The sequence below is a fragment of the Vibrio kagoshimensis genome, assembly GCF_050337535.1.
Classification (GTDB): Bacteria; Pseudomonadota; Gammaproteobacteria; order Enterobacterales; family Vibrionaceae; genus Vibrio; species Vibrio gallaecicus.
The window spans coordinates 48,658-69,922 of the sequence record NZ_JAKJSZ010000024.1; the positions used below are offsets into that span (position 1 = coordinate 48,658).

At 40.5% G+C, this 21,265-nt stretch carries 15 protein-coding genes and 1 tRNA gene; 9 read left to right on the forward strand and 7 right to left on the reverse strand.

Features of this window, described 5'->3' with window-relative positions; translation table 11 throughout:
* Positions 1-32: 32 nt before the first annotated feature.
* Positions 33-506: a LabA-like NYN domain-containing protein gene (locus tag L4C37_RS19575; RefSeq protein WP_137374325.1), complete on the reverse strand. Its 474-nt coding sequence runs from the start codon at positions 504-506 to the stop codon at positions 33-35.
* A 163-nt stretch (positions 507-669) separates the two neighbouring features.
* Between L4C37_RS19575 and L4C37_RS19580 the strand changes: the two genes are divergently transcribed.
* Complete coding sequence (locus tag L4C37_RS19580) at positions 670-1,098, forward strand: DUF4174 domain-containing protein (protein ID WP_338117241.1); 429 nt, start codon at positions 670-672, stop codon at positions 1,096-1,098.
* A gap of 64 nt (positions 1,099-1,162) precedes the next feature.
* Here the strand turns inward: L4C37_RS19580 and cobA are convergent, their stop codons facing one another.
* From cobA to nirB, 4 genes are all read right to left on the reverse strand, one after another.
* The gene (cobA, locus tag L4C37_RS19585; RefSeq protein WP_137374327.1) at positions 1,163-1,936 is read right to left on the reverse strand and encodes a uroporphyrinogen-III C-methyltransferase; all 774 of its coding nucleotides are present in this window, start codon (positions 1,934-1,936) and stop codon (positions 1,163-1,165) included.
* Positions 1,937-2,231: 295 nt separating this feature from the next.
* Positions 2,232-3,047, reverse strand: a complete 816-nt coding sequence (locus tag L4C37_RS19590) for a formate/nitrite transporter family protein (RefSeq protein ID WP_137374328.1) — start codon at positions 3,045-3,047, stop codon at positions 2,232-2,234.
* A 143-nt stretch (positions 3,048-3,190) separates the two neighbouring features.
* Positions 3,191-3,514 (reverse strand): nitrite reductase small subunit NirD, encoded by a 324-nt coding sequence (nirD, locus tag L4C37_RS19595; RefSeq protein ID WP_429769552.1) that lies wholly within the window; start codon positions 3,512-3,514, stop codon positions 3,191-3,193.
* A 15-nt stretch (positions 3,515-3,529) separates the two neighbouring features.
* On the reverse strand, positions 3,530-6,088 hold the full coding sequence (nirB, locus tag L4C37_RS19600; RefSeq protein WP_273295267.1) for a nitrite reductase large subunit NirB: 2,559 nt from the start codon (positions 6,086-6,088) through the stop codon (positions 3,530-3,532).
* Between the two features lie 576 nt (positions 6,089-6,664).
* On the opposite strand from nirB, the gene L4C37_RS19605 reads away from it, so the two are divergent.
* From L4C37_RS19605 to L4C37_RS19640, 8 genes are all read left to right on the forward strand, one after another.
* Positions 6,665-8,215, forward strand: coding sequence for a methyl-accepting chemotaxis protein (locus tag L4C37_RS19605; RefSeq protein ID WP_429769554.1), 1,551 nt, complete (start codon positions 6,665-6,667; stop codon positions 8,213-8,215).
* Between the two features lie 696 nt (positions 8,216-8,911).
* Positions 8,912-9,739, forward strand: coding sequence for a hypothetical protein (locus tag L4C37_RS19610; protein ID WP_273295212.1), 828 nt, complete (start codon positions 8,912-8,914; stop codon positions 9,737-9,739).
* A 22-nt stretch (positions 9,740-9,761) separates the two neighbouring features.
* Positions 9,762-13,652 (forward strand): zinc-dependent metalloprotease, encoded by a 3,891-nt coding sequence (locus L4C37_RS19615; protein ID WP_429769556.1) that lies wholly within the window; start codon positions 9,762-9,764, stop codon positions 13,650-13,652.
* 98 nt (positions 13,653-13,750) lie between these two features.
* Positions 13,751-14,770 (forward strand): ABC transporter permease subunit, encoded by a 1,020-nt coding sequence (locus tag L4C37_RS19620; protein WP_137374334.1) that lies wholly within the window; start codon positions 13,751-13,753, stop codon positions 14,768-14,770.
* Between the two features lie 2 nt (positions 14,771-14,772).
* A complete protein-coding gene (locus L4C37_RS19625; protein WP_429769558.1) occupies positions 14,773-15,816 on the forward strand; it encodes an ABC transporter permease in 1,044 nt (347 codons plus the stop codon).
* A gap of 148 nt (positions 15,817-15,964) precedes the next feature.
* Positions 15,965-17,767 carry an extracellular solute-binding protein gene (locus L4C37_RS19630; protein ID WP_429769560.1) on the forward strand — a complete coding sequence of 601 codons (1,803 nt, stop codon included), beginning with the start codon at positions 15,965-15,967 and terminating at the stop codon, positions 17,765-17,767.
* Between the two features lie 15 nt (positions 17,768-17,782).
* Positions 17,783-18,778 (forward strand): ABC transporter ATP-binding protein, encoded by a 996-nt coding sequence (locus L4C37_RS19635; RefSeq protein ID WP_137374378.1) that lies wholly within the window; start codon positions 17,783-17,785, stop codon positions 18,776-18,778.
* Positions 18,771-19,739 (forward strand): ABC transporter ATP-binding protein, encoded by a 969-nt coding sequence (locus tag L4C37_RS19640; protein WP_429769562.1) that lies wholly within the window; start codon positions 18,771-18,773, stop codon positions 19,737-19,739. The genes L4C37_RS19635 and L4C37_RS19640 overlap by 8 nt, the downstream gene beginning before the upstream one ends.
* Before the next feature lie 141 nt (positions 19,740-19,880).
* On the opposite strand, the gene L4C37_RS19645 is transcribed toward L4C37_RS19640, so the two are convergent.
* Entirely contained in the window at positions 19,881-20,672 is a 792-nt protein-coding gene (locus L4C37_RS19645; RefSeq protein ID WP_137374338.1) for a helix-turn-helix domain-containing protein, read from the reverse strand.
* Positions 20,673-21,158: 486 nt separating this feature from the next.
* Positions 21,159-21,232, reverse strand: a tRNA-Cys gene (locus L4C37_RS19650).
* Between the last annotated feature and the right edge of the window lie 33 nt (positions 21,233-21,265).

The following is a 21,265-nucleotide window of genomic DNA, read 5'->3' on the forward strand; positions in this document are numbered from 1 at the left end:
TATTAAATCAATTGATAAATGTGATATAGCCGCTATAAAAGTAAGTCTTTCTCAATTGGTATAAATCTTGAGGCTGAATCGATTAAATTCTGGGCGGTTAAACCAGGAACACCATAGACTTCTACAGGTTTGTTGAAACGCTCTTTAATTCGTTCTACTAAAATTTCGAAGTCACCATCACCAGATACCAGCACAATAACATCAGCCTGCTCTGCTAATTCAATCGCATCAAGTGCGATACCAACATCCCAATCACCTTTTGCGCTTCCATCACGGCGTTGGATAAAAGGCTTCAGTTTCACATCAAACCCAACTCCACGCAGAATATGGTGGAACTGGCGTTGTTTAGGATCCTGACTCGAAATTGCATATGCATGAGCGGCAACAACGTCACGTCCTTCCGTTGCCACATACCAAAATTGGTTGTAATCAAAATTGCTGCGGTATTTATCACGAGTGGTGTAATAAACGTTTTGCACATCTACTAAAATTGCTACTTTTTCCATTTTATTCTTATGCCTTTAATCGAGTGTGACTACACTATTCTATTCATCTCAAAATTGCGAGTAGCTTTCGCTAATGTGGCATCCATGAACAATATTGAACCTATTAGCTACACTTAACGTATATCTACTTTTAGTTTATTGAGGCTAGATTATGGTTAAGTTCATGCTCGCTCTATTAGTGGTCAGCCTTTATGCAGGTCAAGCCAACAGTTATCCTGCTTACGGGCACTACTTGGAACATAGAAGTGTTATCTATTTTGCTCCCAGCCAAGATTCAATGGTGAAATCATTTCTTAAAGGCGTTCTCATCAATAATTGCCAGCTCAAAGAGCGTGACATTGTAACCATTGTGATTACGGAAGATGGATACACTGTTCCGCAGTGGTTCGACGAAGCATTCAACATTGAATCTGTTGCGAACATTTACCAAATTCCGGAAGGATCACATACTGCAATTTTGATAGGTAAAGATGGAGAAGAAAAGCACAGGTGGGATGGAGAAACTAATTGGCAGGGTTTAACTGATTTAATCGATGAAATGCCAATGAGGAAACAAGAAATGCAGCGACGTGCTAGCCACTGCAATATTTGAGTTTAATCTTGTTATCTTAATTTGAACTGTCACTAGGCAACTTTAACTAAACAAGTGTCGCCATTTATTGCTCATTAAACCAAGCCAGTTTTTCATGAAGTTGAGCCACACTTCCAACAACAATCAGAGCTGGGCTTTTAGCTTGTGCAGCTAGGTTTGATAAATCTTGTAGACCGCCTCGATAAACCTTTTGTTCTTTGCGTGTTCCATTTTCAATAATGGCAACAGGCATATCAGCACGCATTCCATTATCCAGTAAATTTTTCTGAATATTAGGGCTTTCTTTTAGCCCCATATAGAACACGATTGTGTGATTATGTTGAGCAAGAGAGCGCCAATCAATATCTTCACCGTCCTTCTTCAGGTGACCTGTGATGAATTGAACACTTTGAGCGTGGTCACGATGTGTTAATGGGATTCCCGCATACGCAGTAGCACCTGCGGCAGCAGTAATACCAGGTACAACTTCAAATCTCACATTGTTTTCTGCTAGAGTTTCACACTCTTCCCCACCACGACCAAAGATGAATGAGTCTCCACCTTTCAAGCGGACAACCAGCTTATTCTCTTGTGCTTTAGTCACTAGCAATTGATTGATTTGATCTTGTGGTACACAGTGATGATCGAGTTTTTTTCCCACATATAGCATCTCTGCATCTGAGTTAGCCATGGCTAATATATCTTTCGATACTAAGCGATCATAAACCACCACATCAGCTTGTTGAATAACACGTGCGGCTTTTAATGTGAGGAGGTCTGGGTCACCCGGACCTGCACCTACTAATGAAACAAATCCTTTGCTTACTTCTTTAACATTCGATGACGATACTTCTGACATGCTGCGCTCCGAAGGTTTGCTTGTTTTAAATCAAGCTTTAATCTATGCGATAAGCCGCTGTATTCTTTACGGCTTATCCAAATCCTTAACACTTAGATTATCAGTTGTTGAAATAAATATTCTGACTAAATACTAACTAAGATAGAAATATTTATAACAAAACAATCTATTGCGTGAATTTCGTTCAATGTAAATGAACTCATTTGCCAAATTGGGATGACCTAAACTAAAAAGCCCCAAACACTTTGTTGGGGCTTTTAATCTCATACTAAATTACGTTTCACCGTATTCAGAATTACTTAGCGTCTAAAGAAGGAGCAGTCTTAGCATGAGTTAAGTATAGAGGAATACATGTGAACAGTAGACCACCAACAATGTTACCTAGGATTGTAGGGATAAGGTTGAAGTTCAACCATGTCGCGATACCAAAATCAGCGCCCAGAATCATGCCCAGTGGGAATAGGAACATGTTTACTACTGTGTGCTCAAATACCAGTGCAAAGAAGATGAAGATTGGGAACCACATCATTGCTACACGACCAGTAACGGTACGTGCCGTCATGTTACCAATCACACCCAGGCAAACCATTAAGTTACAGAAAATACCGCGAACGAAACAAGTAATCCATCCGTCCATTCCCATATTTTCAAAACCTAAGCTACGCCCCGTAGATACAGCAATGAACTTTTGAGCAACTGCGTTTGGCTCTAAAGAAAAGTTACCCGTTAGTGAAATCGCAACTAGAAAAGCAACAATAAGAGAACCAATAAGGTTACCAAGACCAACGATACCCCAACAACGTAAGATACGACCCCAAGTAATGCCAGGGCGGTTATCAAATTTAGCTAAAGGTGCAAGACCAAATACGCCTGTTACTAGATCGTAGCCCATAACACTCAAGATTACGAAACCCACTGGGAACACTAGTGCGCCCACAATGCCAATGCCTGTTTGTACGATGGTTGTAATAGCAACAACAACCGCTAGAGAAAGAATGATACCAGCCATTGTGCTTCGAATCAGAAGATCGCGAGTACTTGTTTTAGTTTTTGCTTCACCCACATCAATCATGGTTTGAACGAATTCAGCTGGTTTGAAATCAGGAGACATAAAATTGTCCTTAAAAGTTAAATTTAAAAGTTAAAATCGGATAGGAAAAGGTTCTAATTGCCGAACTAAGGCAATGTCGGGAACTAGAACCCTTGAACTATCGAATCTTAAACTGGCTCAACTTAAGCAAAGCCGAATTTTGATTATGCTGAGATTTCAACAGCACCTTTAGTCACACGAGCTTTATACGCTTTAACGCTAAACTGCTCGTCTTCCATGCACACACCTGTTACTAGGTTAAAGCGTTGCTTTTTAAGTGGGCTTGCCACCCAAAGCTCCCCTTTGTGCTCAACCGTTAAACCACGAGATAAAACGTTTGATTGAAAGAAAGGGTCTGTATTACTAATTGCAAACACTTCTTCCGCTTTGGTTGGACGGAAGATTGCTACTTGCTCACCAGCAACCAACGCACATACACCCGTACCTGGAACAATGTCTTCGATCTTACAAACTTTGGTAAATGCCATGATGTCGTCTCCCAATTAAACCAGTTCAACGTGAAGGATATCGCCCTTCGCTTCTGGGTGTTTTTCTGTAAATGTTGCAGGGCGGTGTTGTTCACGACCATCTTCAACAAATACTACGTTGTCATCACGGTCATCAGCATTGATGAAGTGCGAGAAGCGTTTAAGTTGAGCTTCGTCGTTAATCGTGTCGGTCCATTCGCAAGCGAAATTACCCACTAGAGCAGCTACGTCCGCTTCAAGTTGATCATTGATGCCAAGTTTGTTGTCTACAATCACTTCACGTAAGTAATCCACGCCACCTTCTAGGTTGTCCATCCATACTGATGTACGTTGTAGTGGAGCAGCCGTACGAATGTAGAACATCATGAAGCGGTCAATGTATTTCAATAATGTTTCTTGGTCTAAGTCACTTGCAAGTAAATCTGCATGACGAGGCTTCATACCACCGTTACCACAAACGTACATGTTCCAACCTGCGTCAGTCGCGATAATACCTAAGTCTTTACCTTGAGCTTCAGCACACTCACGAGTACAGCCAGATACACCGAACTTCATCTTATGAGGAGTACGGATACCTTTGTAGCGGTTCTCAATCATCACGCCTAGACCAACAGAATCTTGAACACCGTAACGACACCAAGTTGAACCTACACATGTCTTCGCCATACGCAGTGCTTTAGCGTAAGCTTGACCAGTTTCGTAACCTGCTGCGATTAACTTTTTCCAGATTGCTGGTAAGTCATCTTTTTGAGCACCAAATAGACCGATACGTTGAGCACCAGTGATCTTCGTATACAGATTGTATTCAGCCGCAACATCAGCAAGAACGCTCAGAGCTTGAGGCGTTACTTCACCACCAGCCATACGAGGAATAACTGAGTAAGTACCATCTTTTTGGATATTACCTAGGAAGTTGTCATTGGTATCATGAAGCTTCACTAGCTCAGGTTTAAGGATATGTTCACCCCAGCAAGAAGCAAGAATAGAACCCGCTAGAGGTTTACATACTTCACAGCCGTAACCCTTGCCGTATTTTTCTAACAGCTCATCGAATGTTTTGATTTCTTCAATACGAATCAAGTGGAAAAGCTCTTGGCGAGAATAAGCAAAGTGCTCACATACGTCGTTCTTAACTTCCACACCAGCTTTAGCAAGTTCAGCGTTTAATACTGAAGTCACAAGTGGGATACAACCACCACAACCTGTGCCTGCGCCAGTCACTGCTTTGATATCACCAATGGTATGGTGACCTTCAGCTACAGCTTGAGCAATTTTGCCTTTGGTCACGTCGAAACAAGAACAAATAACAGCAGTTTCTGGTAATGAGTCAGCGCCAAGCGTTGGTTTTTCACCACCCGCGTGCGCTGGAAGAATCAGAGCGTCTGGGTGTTCTGGTAGGTCAATCTCGTTCAACATAAGTTGAAGAAGGTCGCCGTAGTCAGAAGTATCGCCAACCATCACAGCACCAAGAAGCTTCTTGTTGTCTTCAGAAACAATTAGGCGTTTATAAACTTCTTGCTCTTCGTTTTGGTAAACGTAGCTCTTACAGCCAGGTGTACGGCCGTTTGCATCACCGATTGAACCTACTTTTACGCCTAGAAGCTTCAGCTTCGCAGACATGTCAGCACCTTCAAACGTGCTTTCGTTACCAACAACGTGGTCAACCGCTACTGTCGCCATCTTGTAACCAGGAGCCACTAGCCCGTAAAACGTTTGGTTCCAAGACGCACACTCACCGATAGCGTAGATATCTTTATCTGTCGTTTGACAGTGATCATTAATCTCGATACCACCACGAGGGGCAATACCTAGACCCATTTGACGAGCAAGTTTGTCTTGTGGGCGAATACCTGCAGAGAATACGATGAAATCAGTTTCTAATTCTGTACCGTCTGCAAAACGCATAACGTTACGAGCTTCTGTGCCTTCAGGAGCAATCTCAAGCGTGTTCTTACTTGTATGAACGTTTACGCCCATACGTTCGATTTTCTGACGAAGCTGATTACCACCTGCCAAGTCAAGCTGTTCAGCCATCAACTTAGGAGCAAACTCAACAACATGAGTCGTTACGCCAAGCGCTTTTAGTGCACCAGCAGCTTCAAGACCAAGTAAACCACCACCAACAACAACACCAGATTTAGAGTTTTTAGCGGTTGCTTCAATCGCTTTCAAATCTTCGATTGTGCGGTATACAAAACAATCTTTCCCTTCATGCCCTTTAATAGGCGGTACAAATGGGAAAGAGCCAGTTGCAAGAATCAGTTTGTCGTATTGAATTTCACGACCAGTGCTTGAGTAAACTGTTTTCTTTTCACGGTTAACGTTAATTGCACGTTCACCGATTAGCATGTTGATGCCGTGTTTCTCGTAGAAGCCTTCTTTAACTAAAGAAAGTTCGTCCGCAGTGTGGTGTGAAAAATATGAAGAAAGGTGTACACGATCGTAAGCTACACGTGGCTCTTCACAGAATACTGTGATGTCCATGTTAGCTACATCTGTCTTCTCTACTAAATCTTCGATATAGCGATGACCGACCATCCCGTTACCGATTACGACTAGCTTCATCTTGCTCATAAGAATTCCTGAAGGTTATATATTTCTTAACTGAGCGAATAATGAATTATGAAAGAAAATGAAAATATGATGTAAATCAATTACGAAAACAAACTACCCTAAAGGGGTAGGACAAAAGAGGTAGAAGCGTTCAAAAAAGAGGCAAAGCAAACGAATAACCTCAGTTATATTGGGGTTTAAGGCTGTTTTATGAGATTAAAGTCTTGAAGAGAAATGTTGTAATCTTTCAAAACAGACTACATAAACAACACTCAAATGACAATGGTTTTTATTTAGATTAACAAAAATTAATAAGCAGCTTGATAAAACTCACTTTGTAGAATAATAAGTCAAAATATATCGATTAATTCGTAATTCGCTTACCCATCCAAATTATTTTGACCATAAACAGCATTGTAACCCGTTAAACTTGAGAGGCTGATTCCAAAAATTTGACAGGTTTCGATCACGAAAACTTATTTTGCACCTATTCATTTCGTGAATATAAAAATCAAATTGATTTCAATCATATAGAGACATGAACTCGTATGATATTTCTGCGTCGTTTTTAACCATTAAAAGAAAAGTGAAGTTAGGATGACGACAGATAACACAGCCAACAAAGATTTCCCTCCAGCTGCCAATTTAATATCTACTACTGACCCCGACAGTTATGTCACTTATGCAAATGATGATTTTTGTTCTATTGCAGGGTATCAAGAGAGTGAGATACTAGGTAAAGCCCATAATCTTGTTAGACACTCTGATATGCCTAAATCAGCTTTTAAACAGATGTGGTCATATTTAAATGCTGGAAAAAGCTGGATGGGGCTTGTTAAAAACAAATGTAAGGAAAATGAACATTATTGGGTCTCAGCTTTTGTCACGCCAATAAAAGATGAACAGGGCAATATTATTGAGTTCCAGTCGGTGCGTTCAAAGCCTTCATCGGATCAGGTGGATCGAGCGGAAACTTTATATTCTCGCCTCAGAAATAATCTCTCAACCTCAACTAAACGCATCTCATACCTAAAGCTGATCATCGGACTAACGATTTTGAATGTCACTTTGGTCCCTTCCCTATTCATCTTCGTAAACCAATTAACTGGGTTAGCATCATTATTTGCTTGTAATCTTTTACTCGCAGCCTGTTTAACTCGTTTTGTTGCTAGGCTAAGACATATCTCCACTTTATCTAAACAAACGTATGATAATGAGTTAATGGAAAAACCATACACTGGTTTCCAAGATGACTTTTCTCAAATCCAACTTGCTTTAATGATGAAATCAGCACAACTTCGTGCTGTATCAGCACGAGCGGAAGATACTGCATCTAAAATACTTCAATCTGCTGAAGATGAGTTCGCAACGATACAAACGATAGATACAAGCATTGATCAGCAATGCCTAGAAACCGAACAAGTAGCCACTGCAATTGAAGAGTTAACCTATTCAATTAATGAAGTTTCAACCAGTGCAACTTCATCCTCTACACTGACTTCAGAAGCCAGTAATAAATCAAAAGAAGGGCTTCAAAGCATCACCGAAACCATCCAAGCGGTAGATTCACTTGCTTTAGAATTAGAAGAATCGAAAAATGTGATTTATCAACTAGCACAAGATAGCAAAAAGATTGATAGCATTTTGGATGTCATCAGTGCCATTTCTGATCAAACCAATTTACTTGCATTAAATGCTGCTATTGAGGCGGCACGTGCAGGTGAAGCAGGTCGAGGCTTTGCGGTAGTAGCCGATGAAGTAAGAAACTTAGCATCTAAAACAGGTTCTTCAGCAAGTGAAATTCATTTAATGATTAGTCAGCTTCAATCTACAGCAGATAATGCAGTACAAACCATGCAAAAAGGAAGTGAGTTGTCTGTTCAATGTAAACAACGTGCAGACAGCACAGGGCAAGTGTTAACAGACATATATAAGCGCCTAGATGAAGTTGCCGATAGTAGCCACCAAATAGCAGCAGCCGTTGATCAACAGTCAACAGTGACAAAAGAAATCAATACTAATATCACGCGAATTCGTTCTCTTGCCTCTTCTACAGCAGAAACATCATCATTATCCATTAATAGAACTCGAAAGCTTGTTGATGATATCGAGCAATTACGAAGACTTATGAATCAATTCAGAAGCTAATCAATTGCGTTAATTGGCTGCGAAATAAGGTTATTGATAGTGAATAATGTGTGTTAAGTGCGAGTTTAGTTGACAATAAATTAAGTCTAATGACCAACGAATATAGATTAACCTCTCGATTCAATTTAGCAAAACTTCATCATTGCTGAAATTAACGCAATGCCATATAAAAACAACGATCAATTTATTATTGGTCGCTGTTTTTATCAATACTTAATTATTAATAGAAATAAAGATCAACTATTACTTAAGTAACTATTAAATTAATTTTCGCTAATGTTATCCGTCCACATTCCCTTCCATAATAATGCGCAAATACGTGTCTAAAATATCACCAACTCAATTTATAAGTGTGTTGATGCTTAATTTAATAATAGATTGAGACAAAACAGCACCCAATCACTCATAAAAACCATAATCACCACAAAAGGTAACCATTAAATCTACCTTTAGATCAACAAGCAACATAAACCACCAACCCTTAATAACTAGGTGAAACATAGTAAATAACGCGACAAATAATTGGTTTCATCATATAAGACTAATGAATCAATCAGGTGGTACTTTCTAAATAGGATTATCAAGGACTCTCTAGACCGATTATTATCTATTCCCTCAATTAAGAGCAGTGATAAAAAGTTCGTAACGCATGGAGCGGAAACGAATGGAACGATCTACACAGGGAATGGGCACATCATGAAACTCAATACACTCAGTTGCATTATTGCGTCAGCTTTAATGTCAACCGCCCTTCATGCCGAAGAATTATCAAATGCAGAAATAGAGGAAGACCAACTTCAAACTTGGGAACTTTCTTTAGGTCTCGATTACAGCAGAAATGGTTATGAAGACAGTAGCCATTTATCTGATCGAAACCTTTCTGCTAACGCGTCAATTATTTATAACTATGATCCAGATGTATATTTTACAGCCAACTTTTCTGGTTATCACAGCTATGACGATTTACGCGGTGATTATTGGGATGATATATGGCTAACTGCAACTAAGAAAAACTTATGGGAACCAACCGATTATATTTCTATGGCTGTTGGCTCTCGAATTCTTATTCCAGTTTCTGACCTATCTAAACAAACAGATCTTCAGACTGCAATTCGAGGTGATATTAAATTCACCATCGAATTAGACAATATATTAGAAGGCCTTCAAATAAGCGATGCCGTTCGCTTAAGAAAGAACTTTCATAAATATACAACGGTTGGAAGTTTACCTTTAGAAGAGTACCGCCTAAGCAATGCTTTCGCTATCGACTACTCGGTAAATGATTGGTTCTTCAATATCAACTTTGTTAGTTCAACTTCTTGGAGTTATAGAGGCACTAGCTACTCGCCAAAACTGACTCACGCAACAGAAATTGGCTACCAATTTACGGACAATTTTAGTAGTGCTTTGGGAATGACCAACAGTGCCACTTATTATGATCCGGATAGAGGTCCAAGCCCGTTAAACACTCTGTTTGATCTAAAAAACCCGACCTATTACCTCACGTTAAATTATAACTATTAACCCGATATCAAGGTGAAATAATATGTTTAAGAAACTGGCTATTGCATCGGTAGTGAGCATTGCTCTCTATGGATGTGGTGCTGAAGAACGCAGCTATGAAGCCGTTCCTCGTGCACAAGAGCAAATCACAACACAATCTCTAGATACTGAAGCACTTTGGCTGTATATGCCTTCTACTGGTGCTACGCCTCGTTATGCCACCAGCCAACGTGGATTTTTTCAGGGTACACCAAAACTAGTCAAACTACGTTTTGATAAAACTAACGGTATCCTTGCTGAAGAAGTGGATCGTGACACCATTCGAACCGGTGAAGATACGCGTTACACAGATGTCATTAACCAAGCTCCTGTTCTAAAGATTCCAGGTACATTTGAGCAATATCGTTGTGCAGAAAATAGCTTCGATGAATGTACCAACAAAGAAGAGCTGAATGAAGATGCTGATACAGATTGGAAAAATGCTTCTCACTTCACTCCTGACTTTGCCAATATTCAATCTCTTGCGGTAGACAGTGTTGATGCTTGGTACACATCATCTGATGTTGAAGAAACAGCCGATCCTCAGCTAACTCACTGGGAGTACGATCATGAGACTGGCACGATCAATGTAGAAGTTGAGCGCACTTTCACAGCAAAACCAGATGATGCCTACAAGTTTGGCTATGACCTAGAAAACCTTTCTTTTAAAACTCGCTTTTTCTATTCTTTGGTTAAGCTAGATTCAGTGGCAAGTAGCGACTATGAGACGGTTCAATACCCAGGTCGTGATTCATCTCGCTATGGCTTCTTCAACGATGAAAAAATTGAACGTTCTGCTTCAGGTGAAATTGGTCTTCAAGGGCAAAAATTCCGCCTTCTTAACCGATTTAACCCTAAAGAAGATATTAACTATTACTTGAGTGATAGCTACTTCGAAGAAGACAGCAAGTTATTCCTTGATGCAACGATTGAAACCATCAACGAAATCAATACCGTTTTACAAGGTTCTGGTGTTCCGACAATCAATATCGTGAACAAAACTGAGCCAGCTGGTGTCCATACTGGTGATCTTCGTTATAACGTATTTAACCTAATTACTGATCCTGTAGATAGTGGTCTACTGGGTTATGGTCCATCGGCTACCAACCCGCTGACTGGTGAGATTGTACACGCTCATGTAAACCAATATGCAGGCGTTATTCGTGCATCTTCACGTAGAATGTGGAACCAGCTGACTATGCACTATAACCGTGGTGAAATTGATCGCCCGGATGAGTTTGTTCCAGCCCAGCCAGATCCAGAAGATTCTACTGCGCCGACAACTCCAGTCAGCACTGGTTTTGCAGGTGTTGAAGACAACTTAGTTGCTCAGCAGACAACAGCGATGTCTGATTCACTCCCTATTGCAGTAGCAAGCGAACCAAACTTTTCTAATGGCTATACTCAGTGGTTAAGACCAGATCAACAGCCTGACGGCAGCTTCAGCAAAAACTTAGCAAAACGTCATCTAGCAATGGAAGAAATGGCGAGCCAAAACATGTATTCAGAAGAATTCATGTGGGTTAGCACAAAGTCTAAAGGTCTTATCAAAGGCATTGATTACCTTGCCGATGGTTACTTCGATAACTCAGACCTTGATCCTGCTGCGGCTGATTACGCTGACAAAGTGAACACAAAACTTAAGAAGTGGACAAAACTTTCTGCTGAACAGCAAGAAATCGTAACGAATCAAATTTCTAAGCACATGTACAAATCAACACTAGTACACGAGCTTGGTCATAACCTTGGTTTACGACACAACTTTATGGGCTCTGCTGATAAAGAGAACTTCTACCAACAAGACGAAATCAACGCATTTGGCTACGACAAAGTGCCAGCGCACAGTTCAGCTATGGATTACGGCGCTTCAATTTTTGACGAACTGCCAATTTACGGCAAATACGATATTGCAGCTTTACGCTTTGGTTACGGTCGCCAACTTGAGTATTCAACAGAAGTTACCGTTGTTAACGAAGAGACAGGAGCTGAAACTCTCGAAACTGTCACTAAATACGGCAGTTTGAGTGATATCGACGCAACGCTAAATAACGACGAACAAGCTTACTTACTTGGCTCTGTACAACAGTTTAGAGAAGAACTAAGAAGCAAAGACCCTTCAGCTGTAATGAAAACTTTCGATTACTGTACTGACGAAAATGTAAGAAGTACGACGACTTGTAATCGCTTTGATGAAGGTTCTAATATTTTAGAGCAAACGGAGTTCCGTATTCAAAAATACTGGGACAGCTATGACCTTAAAAACAAACGTGACGGAAGAGAACAATTCTACGAGTACGAATTACAAAACTATGCTTATTCGCGCTGGTATGAATTTAACCAAATCCGCTCTGTTGTTGACGATTTAGGAGATATTGATTACCAACTATCTAAGTTAAGTGGCTCTGAAGACAGCTACGGTAAAAGTGTCGCTAACTACTACACCGATAACTGTACTCGTGGTTACATTCGTAGAGGTCTTCCTGAAGGTGCAAAAATGGTATGTGATACCTTTGATGCTTCCTTGATGGCTGCAGATTTCTTCGTGAAAGTAATGAGCACACCCGATCGTGTTTGTGAGATCAACGTATCTTCTAGCAATGGTCAAATAACTCGATTCATTCCACTTTCAGACCTGTGGAGTTCATACGGTCCGAGCTTACAAGATAAGACTACACTGCCTGAATCTTGTTTTGACGAAGATCTAGTGAACATCATGGCTTCAAGTCGCGACAGAATCCAAGTTCTATCGGAAACTCGTGATGGTCGCCCGTATGCAAATATGCGAGCAAACAACCCATACAACAACTCTTCAACCGCAGTTGATCAGTTCGGTATTTGGGCAGATAAGCTAGTAGCAGCACAAATGCTTGTGAAGCGTAGTGATTACTCTAGCGCTCGTGATAAATCGAATATTGCCCTACTCGATGTATCTAGCATACAAAGTGGAACACAAGGTACACCACAGAAGGTCAAAACTTACCTTGGTTACCTTGGCTACGGCATGGACTCATTCCCAGATCCTATCTTTGTTGATAAAGATGGTGAAAGAGCAAATACCGTTATGGCATACCGCCCAGACATCAAGAGAGCCATTGATGTACCACCGTACCTATATAACCTGAAGGCATTCTTCCAGTTATCTGATAATACGGTTACACCTTTGTTCTCAGCGCTGCTAAATAACTTTGTAGCGTTTGGTGATGCAGAAGAATATGGCCTAGCTGATAGCTCACAAGATCTACTTGATGATATTTCACTGACTAGCCCAGACGCATCAGTTGATGAGAATGGCAGTGTGACATTCAGCCTGAAAACTCGAAACTATGTAGTTACTCGTCGTAACGGTTTAGCAAAACGTATGGCCGAAAAAGCCCTCTTGATCAACGGAAAACAAGATGACTTAGTGAAGCTAGACGACACTAACTACACAACGAAGAGCAACTTGAAGGCAAATGGCGTTCGTACTGTTAATGACTTCACACTGGTTATGCTACGTGACACGGCGGCTGTAGAGCTATTGAAAGAAACACCTTACTTTGAGTCTTTGTTCCGTGGTTCTTTCTTCTCACCAGCTAAGTTCACTGAAGACCGTACTAACAAGTGCTTTACCGTGACGGCTAACCCTACTCGCTGTAACAGTAAAGACAACTTGCATGCGGCATGGAAAGCTATCCAAGCAAACGAAGATGACGATGTGTATCTACCAGCGCTACTTAACTGGGCTGAACAATACGTAACGATTGTTGATGAAGAACTACAACGTTCTCCAGATACAGCAGAACTCTACGATATTAACCCAGAAACAATCTGGTTATGGAGTTCAAGAGAATACATCCAATATCGTTATGCACTTGAGCAACTGCCTGTTCTCACAAGCACTAACTACCGTAAATAAGCACTATAGCTATTCTCAATAGCGTTAATTAAGACTGGCTCTTCATGAGCCAGTCTTCCTTCATTTGGTGTGATAAGAATTCAATAAAGGAGTTTGAATTGTTTGCCTACTTTATCCGAAGGCTGCTACTCATCATCCCGACTTTTATCGGTGTGACTCTATTAGTCTTTGCTCTAACTCGATTTGTCCCTGGCGGTCCAGTTGAGCGCATGATATCTCAAATGCAAAGCCAATCCATTGATGGCGGCAGTGCCGGACAACAAGGTTCTCAATCTTTATCAGAAGACCAAATTGCTGAGCTCAATGAGTTTTACGGGTTAGATAAACCAATTTTTGAAGCCTACCAAGAATGGTTAACCAAACTAGTTCAGTTTGATCTTGGTGAATCGACTCGTTACTACGAGCCGGTGTGGGACATGATAGAAGAGAGGTTGCCAGTTTCCATGTTCTTTGGCTTCTGGACTTTTATTATCAGTTATCTCGTGTCTATTCCTCTAGGCATTTTGAAAGCCATAAAGCATGGTTCTAAGTTTGACAACGTCAGCTCAGTCATGGTTTTTATTGGCTACGCCCTGCCTAACTATGTGGTCGGTGTATTTCTCATCTCTTTCTTTGCCTTTCATTTAGGCTGGTTTCCTATGGGTGAATTCATCAGTGATGATTTTGATGAAATGTCATTCATTCAACAAGTTCGAGACCTATTTTCGCACGCTCTATTGCCTCTAATTTGTTACATAATTGGTGACTTCGCCATTCTCACCATGACAATGAAAAATAACTTGCTAGAGAACCTAGCAGCCGATTACGTAAAAACCGCGATAGCGAAAGGTCTGCCCTTTAACAAAGCAGTAAGAAGGCACGCACTTAGAAATAGCCTAATTCCTATTGCCAGTCACTTAGGCAATGTGGTTTCTGTTTTTGTTGCGGGCTCATTTCTCATTGAAGTGGTATTCAATATCGATGGTATCGGTTTATTAGGATACGAATCCATTGTTGAGCGAGACTACCCAGTCGTAATGGGCATTCTTACTATTTCATCCCTGCTGCTCATGTTCGGCAATATCTTGTCTGACCTATGCGTGGCTGCAGTAGACCCAAGAGTGAAATTTGGACGCTAATCATGCAAATTGATCCTTTAACGAAGAAAAAACTGAAACGATTCCGTTCTATTAAGCGCAGCTATTATTCTTTTATTGTACTGACTGCCCTTGTACTTCTGTCTTCAATCGCAGAAGTATTCGTCAATAATAAAGCCCTAATGGTTTCTTATGACGGTAACTGGTACTTCCCGACTTATACACACGTCGTCACTGGGCGCACTCTTGGACAGGATTATGATTACGAAGCGAATTATCGTGAGCTAAGAGAGCAATTCAAAGTACAAGACGAAGGTAACTGGGTGCTAATGCCAGTTGTACCTTGGGACCCGTATGAGCAAGACTTTGATGGTGTTAACTACCCGCCAACAGCGCCTTCATTCGATCAGCAACATTATTTAGGTACCGACCAATCAGGCCGAGATGTACTGGCACGCTTAATCTATGGCTTCAGAATCGCAATTTGGTTTGCCATGCTCACATTAGCCATTTCCTACACAATTGGCGTACTCGTGGGTTCTCTTATGGGATATTTAGGCGGGAGGTTTGATCTAGTCATGCAACGAGTGATTGAAGTTTGGTCGATGGTCCCATTCTTGTACGTCATCATGATTATGGTTTCCATTATACAGCCTAGTTTCTTCCTTTTTGTTTTCATAAACGTTCTTTTCGGTTGGATAAGTATCACTTGGTACATGCGTACCATGACTTATAAGGAAAAGGCTCGTGAATACGTTACTGCGGCAAGGGCACAAGGTGCGGGTATGTTCCGAGTTATTATTAAACACATCTTACCCAATACCATGGTGATGATCGTGACACTTGCGCCGTTTGGCATTGTCGCAAATATCACAACGCTAACCGCACTGGATTACTTAGGTCTAGGGCTTATGCCCCCTACCCCAAGCTGGGGTGATTTACTTCAACAAGGCAAATCGAACTTAGACGCTTATTGGATCATTAGCTCTGTCGTTTTTGCCATCGTTTCAGTGTTAACCATGGTGACCTTCATCGGTGAAGGAGTTCGCGAGGCCTTCGATCCTAAGAAATTCACCCGTTATATCTAATTTAACTCTGTTCTTTGGCTATGTATAAAACTGTAAATGCCACTTGTCGCTCGTTATTTGTTTAGCGACTGCGTAAGAACAGAATTGCTGCCATTAAAAGATGAATAAGAGTGCGGTAAACACTCATACAATAAAGCTTGGAGCTAACATGAATAAAATGTCTAAGACACTTCTGCTGTTCGCCTGTCTTGTAATCCCGGGGGTTTCATCAGCTGAAAACTTACCTGAATCGCTCGAATGGGTAACGAATAATGACCAACCTATTTTTGCCGATCCTAATGCAAAACAAGGTGGTACTTACCGAGTTCACATTACTAGCTTCCCCCTTACAATGCGCACGGTAGGTCCTGACTCGAATGGCAGCTTCAGAGCTTTCATTATGGATGGCAACCCGTCGCTAATTCAGCAACACCCAAATACACGTCAATTTGTGCCTTCTCTCGCTAAAAAATGGGCGTTCGGGGATGATCAGAAAACCATTTACTTTCAATTAGATGAAAGTGCGCGATGGACCGATGGGAAACCAGTCACAAGTGAAGATTTTAGATTTGTCTTTGACTACATGAGAAGCTCTCATACTAAAGCACCATGGTACAAAGATTTCTATACCAAAAAAATAGCCGACATTACCGTTTATGACGAACATACATTTGCCCTTCATTCTGCTAATGCATTAGCCAATGATGAATTACTAATGCGTCTCAATATTTTGCCAAAGCCTGCGCATTTTTATCCAAAAGGCATCCCTAAGAATTTTGTAAAACGCTACAACTGGAAAGCCGAACCAGTAACGGGACCTTATAAAGTCGCGAAGATTAAAAAAGGTAAGTACGTTAAATTATCCAAAGTGGATAATTGGTGGGGCTACGGTAATAAATATTATCAACACCGTTACAACGTAGATAACATCCTACTGAAAGTGATCCGTGATTCTGATATCTCAATTAAGTACTTTGAGAAAGGTGAACTGGACGCTTATTACATGGTATTCCCTTCTGTTTGGCACGACAAAGCCAAAGGCGATTTATACGATCGTGGCTTTATCGAAAAGAAATGGTTTTTCAATGAGTCGCCTCAAGGAGCTGCTGGTGTTTGGTTGAACCTAAATGCTGAAAAAATGGGAAATGACAATCTTCGTAGTGGTATCGCCCACTCTTTGAACGTTCCAAAAATGATCGATATCGCATTACGTGGCGACTATTCACATCAACAAAGTTTTGGTTCAGGCTTCGGTGATTACGATAATAAACAGATAAAAGCTAAAGCCTTTGATTTAGAGCTTGCTGATAAATACTTCGATCTCGCTGGTTATTCAACGCTTGATAAAGATGGCATTCGCATTAATGAAAATGGTGATCGATTAAGCATTACGTTAACTTACCTGTCAAAAATGCATTCTCAACGTGTCATTGTATTAAAAGAAGAAGCACGCAAAGCAGGTCTCGAAATAGAGTTAAAATTGGTTGATGGTGCAACAGGCTTTAAGTCGTTACTTGAAAAGAAACACCAGGCAGCATTCCTTGGGATGGGCGCACCACAAATGCCGGCTTATTGGCAATATTTCCACTCAGCTAACGCTAAACCACAAACCAACAACTTCACCAACTTTTCTGACCCGAAAATGGATGAGTTGATTGAGTCGTATGACGCTGAATTTGATGTCGATAAAAAAGCAACATTCTCACGTTTAATTCAAGAGCAAATTGCCAACTGTAATTGCGTTATCCCTACCTACTCAGTTCCATTTTCAAGAGCTGCTCACTGGCGCTATGTAAAACTGCCAGAAACTGTGGGTACGGCTTTATCTCGTGATATTTTGGATTCAAAAAGCATGGAATATGGACTTTTCTGGATAGACCTTGATGAGAAAAAAGCGACTCAAGAAGCATTAGAATCAGGAAAATCTTACCCTGCAGTCACTCTTATCGAAAAGCGATTCACTCAAGGTTAATGGATGAATAATAATATGAATAGTGACTGTATTTTATCAATAAATAATCTTGAAACGACATTCACCACCGATGAAGGTGATGTAAAAGTCTTAGATGGTATTTCGTTTGATATTGTCAAAGGGAAAACCGTAGGCATTGTCGGTGAGTCAGGTTGTGGTAAAAGCGTTACGGCAGCTTCCATTATGGGGCTGTTGCCTCATCCATATGGAAAAATAACATCTGGCTCAATTTTGTATAAAGGCAAAGATCTGGTCTGTATGGAACCAGAAGAACTTTACCAAACTCGTGGTAAAGAGATTTCGATGATATTCCAAGATCCAATGACGGCCTTAAACCCAGTCCATACGATTGGAAAACAACTCTGTGAAGTCTTTGATCTTCATCGCCCTGAATATTCAAAGAGGCAACAAAAAACTGCAGCTATAGAAATGCTAAAACAGGTTGGTATTCCTGCGGCTGAAGAGCGAATGAATGTTTATCCTCATGAATTGTCTGGAGGAATGCGACAAAGAGTGATGATCGCTATTGCCTTGGCTTGTAAACCAGACATCTTAATTGCAGATGAACCAACAACTGCACTTGATGTCACTGTCCAAGCTCAAATATTGGATTTAATGAGTGATATGCAAAAGCAAAGCAACATGGCGACGATCTTAATCACTCATGACATGGGTGTGGTTGCGGAAAGCTGCGATGAAGTTGTCGTAATGTATGCTGGGCACGTGGTGGAAAAAGCAGATGTTTTCACATTGTTTGCTTCACCAAAGCATCCCTATACACAAGGTTTACTCAAATCTATCCCTAGAATTGATGGTATTTCTAAATCAACATTAGGCACGATAGCGGGTTCAGTGCCAAGTTTAAGAGAGATGCCGTCAGGATGCCGATTTAGAAACCGCTGCCAGTATCAAACTGAACAGTGTGCTCAAAGTATCCCTAAACTAACTTCTGTAGGAACAAACCATAATGTGAGTTGCTTCTTACAGTCAGAAGGTGAGCTCAATGGCTAAAACTATTCTCGAAGTCTTTAATTTAAAGCAGCATTATGAAGTGAGAGGCGGCCTTTTCACTAAAACGAAATACGTTTATGCCGTCGATGGTGTGTCTTTTTCTGTAAAATCAGGGGAGACGCTCGGTTTAGTAGGCGAATCTGGCTGCGGTAAAAGTTCTCTTGGTCGATCTCTACTTAAATTACACACACCGACTTCAGGTCAAATAATATTTAATGGCCGTGACATTACCCATTATTCATCTAGCCAAATGGTTTCACTTCGAAAAGAAATGCAGATCATTTTCCAAGATCCAATGGAGAGTTTGAATAGCCGTCATACTGTCGGAAGTATTATTGAAGAACCTTTCGAGATTCATGGTGTGGGAACAAAACAAGAACGCAAAGAAAAGGTAAAAGAGCTTTTGACTAAAGTCGGTTTGCCTGAAAACGCAGCGGATCGGTATCCACATGAATTTTCAGGAGGTCAACGTCAAAGAATAGGCATTGCTCGTGCCATTGCGCTCGATCCCAAATTGATAATCTGTGATGAGGCGGTCTCGGCTTTAGATGTTTCAGTGCAATCTCAAATAATCAATTTATTGCTAGAGTTGCAGAGAAGTATGAACTTAGCTTTAGTCTTCATTGCTCATGACCTTTCTGTAGTCCGCCACATATCAGACAACATTGCTGTTATGTATTTGGGTAAAATTGTCGAAATGAGTGACACGCAAACTCTTTTTGAAAATCCGCAGCACCCTTATACACGAGCACTGATTTCCTCAATTCCTCTTCCTGATCCAACACTAAGAGGAAAACGGGAATTATTAAAGGGAGATGTCCCCTCGCCTATGTCCCCTCCTTCGGGTTGTCACTTTGCATCAAGGTGTCGCTTTGCAGAAAGTGAATGTAAAGAAAGTTATCCCGCGTTGGAAGAAAGAGCACTTAACCACTTTGCAGCCTGTCATGTGATGGCTACATAAGTTTCAAAGTCAAACAAACTTCAACAAATTAAAATAACGACAATAATGTTAATTAACTGCAATAAAAAAGCAGAGGCAATGATTGCCTCTGCTTTTTATTGAGTACTAACTCAGGGATACTTAACTATTGTCTATGAAACTCTACTTTTCCAACTTACCCATTTCATCTCTAATCTGTTCTAAGAAGGTATTAGGCAGAGGTTTAATTCCATCAGAAAAATTTAATGTTTCATGTGGAGTCACGAACAATAAGACATTTCTTAGGTCGCTTTCACTCTCAACACCTTCCTTCATGTTTTCCGTATGATATTTAAGGATTTCTTGAGTCAGTAATTTATTTAAAGCCTCTAATTGTGTTTCTTTGAGGTTCATTCTTGAGAACCCTACTCGTACACAATTTGGATTATCTAACGCTTGTTCCTTGAGAATGTTCTTATATTGAATGCTTAGTTTAGAGTTATCAGAAAATCGGTAGTAAAAAGGACCATTGAGTTGAATTTTATTATCATCCGTCAACTTCACTAAGCCCAACATTTCTAGAGCTCGCAAATAACCATAAGTCGAGGCATCATCTAACCCATATTTTTGCTTCATATAGCCGTGGCTATCTCGATTTCGAATATGCCTTAACTCACGGTAGAAATCATAAAGATGCGGGAACTGATAAAAAATTTCGTCTTGAGTGTGGTTGAAGAAGCTTTCATTATCATGCTGCAATTTAACTGCAATTTTTTGCAGCTCTTCTAGAGTAGTATCCGTTTCACGGCAATAATCAAGTAATCGTTCAAGAGTAATGCTCGGGCTATACAGATGTCGTTTAAACGTAGAGAGAGGAACACCAACGCGATCTGCAAGATCTCTATATGTTCTACCCTTTTTTTTGATAACGCTTCTCAACGCTGCTAATAAATACTCTGAATTTGCTGATCGCATCTGACTTTGCTCCTACCCTGTCACCCTGCCAAGCCTTACATTTGTATATATGTAATAACTTTTAGCAACCTATTTTTTATAAAACACTGTCGAATGACTACAACTTAGTCACATTATTACGATTAATGCGCTAATTCACTATTAATTAACTCATAAAAAACCTGTTTCGTTACCATATCTGCAATTAAATAAATGCACTAATCACATTCACAGCAGCTATTAGTTGGCGATTAATGACCTGTGTTTTGTTTGTCCGCGTTACATGTGATGTGAGTATTATTCTAAGTGTAAATCTCATTTTTAGGTGTAAATGCAACTTTAAAGATGTCGATTCCAAGAGACTAATCCAAACAAACAAGTAACTAGCAGAGGAAATAATGATGTTCTGAAGTCAATTTAAGATGGCTAAATAAACATCTTAACCTGGGTGTGAATATGTTGGTAAGATCAAAAAAGCCCTAGCATTTCTGCTAGGGCTTTCTAATTTGGAGGCGCCTCCCGGAGTCGAACCGAGGTCCACGGATTTGCAATCCGCTGCATAGCCACTCTGCCAAGGCGCCTTTAATCGTGTTTTAAGAGTACGACTCTTTGAA

Coding starts and splice junctions, on each gene's coding strand:
- L4C37_RS19575 (WP_137374325.1), bottom strand. CDS start 506: ATGGAAAAAGTAGCAATTTTAGTAGATGTGCAAAACGTTTATTACACC.
- L4C37_RS19580 (WP_338117241.1), top strand. CDS start 670: ATGCTCGCTCTATTAGTGGTCAGCCTTTATGCAGGTCAAGCCAACAGT.
- cobA (WP_137374327.1), bottom strand. CDS start 1,936: ATGTCAGAAGTATCGTCATCGAATGTTAAAGAAGTAAGCAAAGGATTT.
- L4C37_RS19590 (WP_137374328.1), bottom strand. CDS start 3,047: ATGTCTCCTGATTTCAAACCAGCTGAATTCGTTCAAACCATGATTGAT.
- nirD (WP_429769552.1), bottom strand. CDS start 3,514: ATGGCATTTACCAAAGTTTGTAAGATCGAAGACATTGTTCCAGGTACG.
- nirB (WP_273295267.1), bottom strand. CDS start 6,088: ATGAGCAAGATGAAGCTAGTCGTAATCGGTAACGGGATGGTCGGTCAT.
- L4C37_RS19605 (WP_429769554.1), top strand. CDS start 6,665: ATGACGACAGATAACACAGCCAACAAAGATTTCCCTCCAGCTGCCAAT.
- L4C37_RS19610 (WP_273295212.1), top strand. CDS start 8,912: ATGAAACTCAATACACTCAGTTGCATTATTGCGTCAGCTTTAATGTCA.
- L4C37_RS19615 (WP_429769556.1), top strand. CDS start 9,762: ATGTTTAAGAAACTGGCTATTGCATCGGTAGTGAGCATTGCTCTCTAT.
- L4C37_RS19625 (WP_429769558.1), top strand. CDS start 14,773: ATGCAAATTGATCCTTTAACGAAGAAAAAACTGAAACGATTCCGTTCT.
- L4C37_RS19630 (WP_429769560.1), top strand. CDS start 15,965: ATGAATAAAATGTCTAAGACACTTCTGCTGTTCGCCTGTCTTGTAATC.
- L4C37_RS19635 (WP_137374378.1), top strand. CDS start 17,783: ATGAATAGTGACTGTATTTTATCAATAAATAATCTTGAAACGACATTC.
- L4C37_RS19640 (WP_429769562.1), top strand. CDS start 18,771: ATGGCTAAAACTATTCTCGAAGTCTTTAATTTAAAGCAGCATTATGAA.
- L4C37_RS19645 (WP_137374338.1), bottom strand. CDS start 20,672: ATGCGATCAGCAAATTCAGAGTATTTATTAGCAGCGTTGAGAAGCGTT.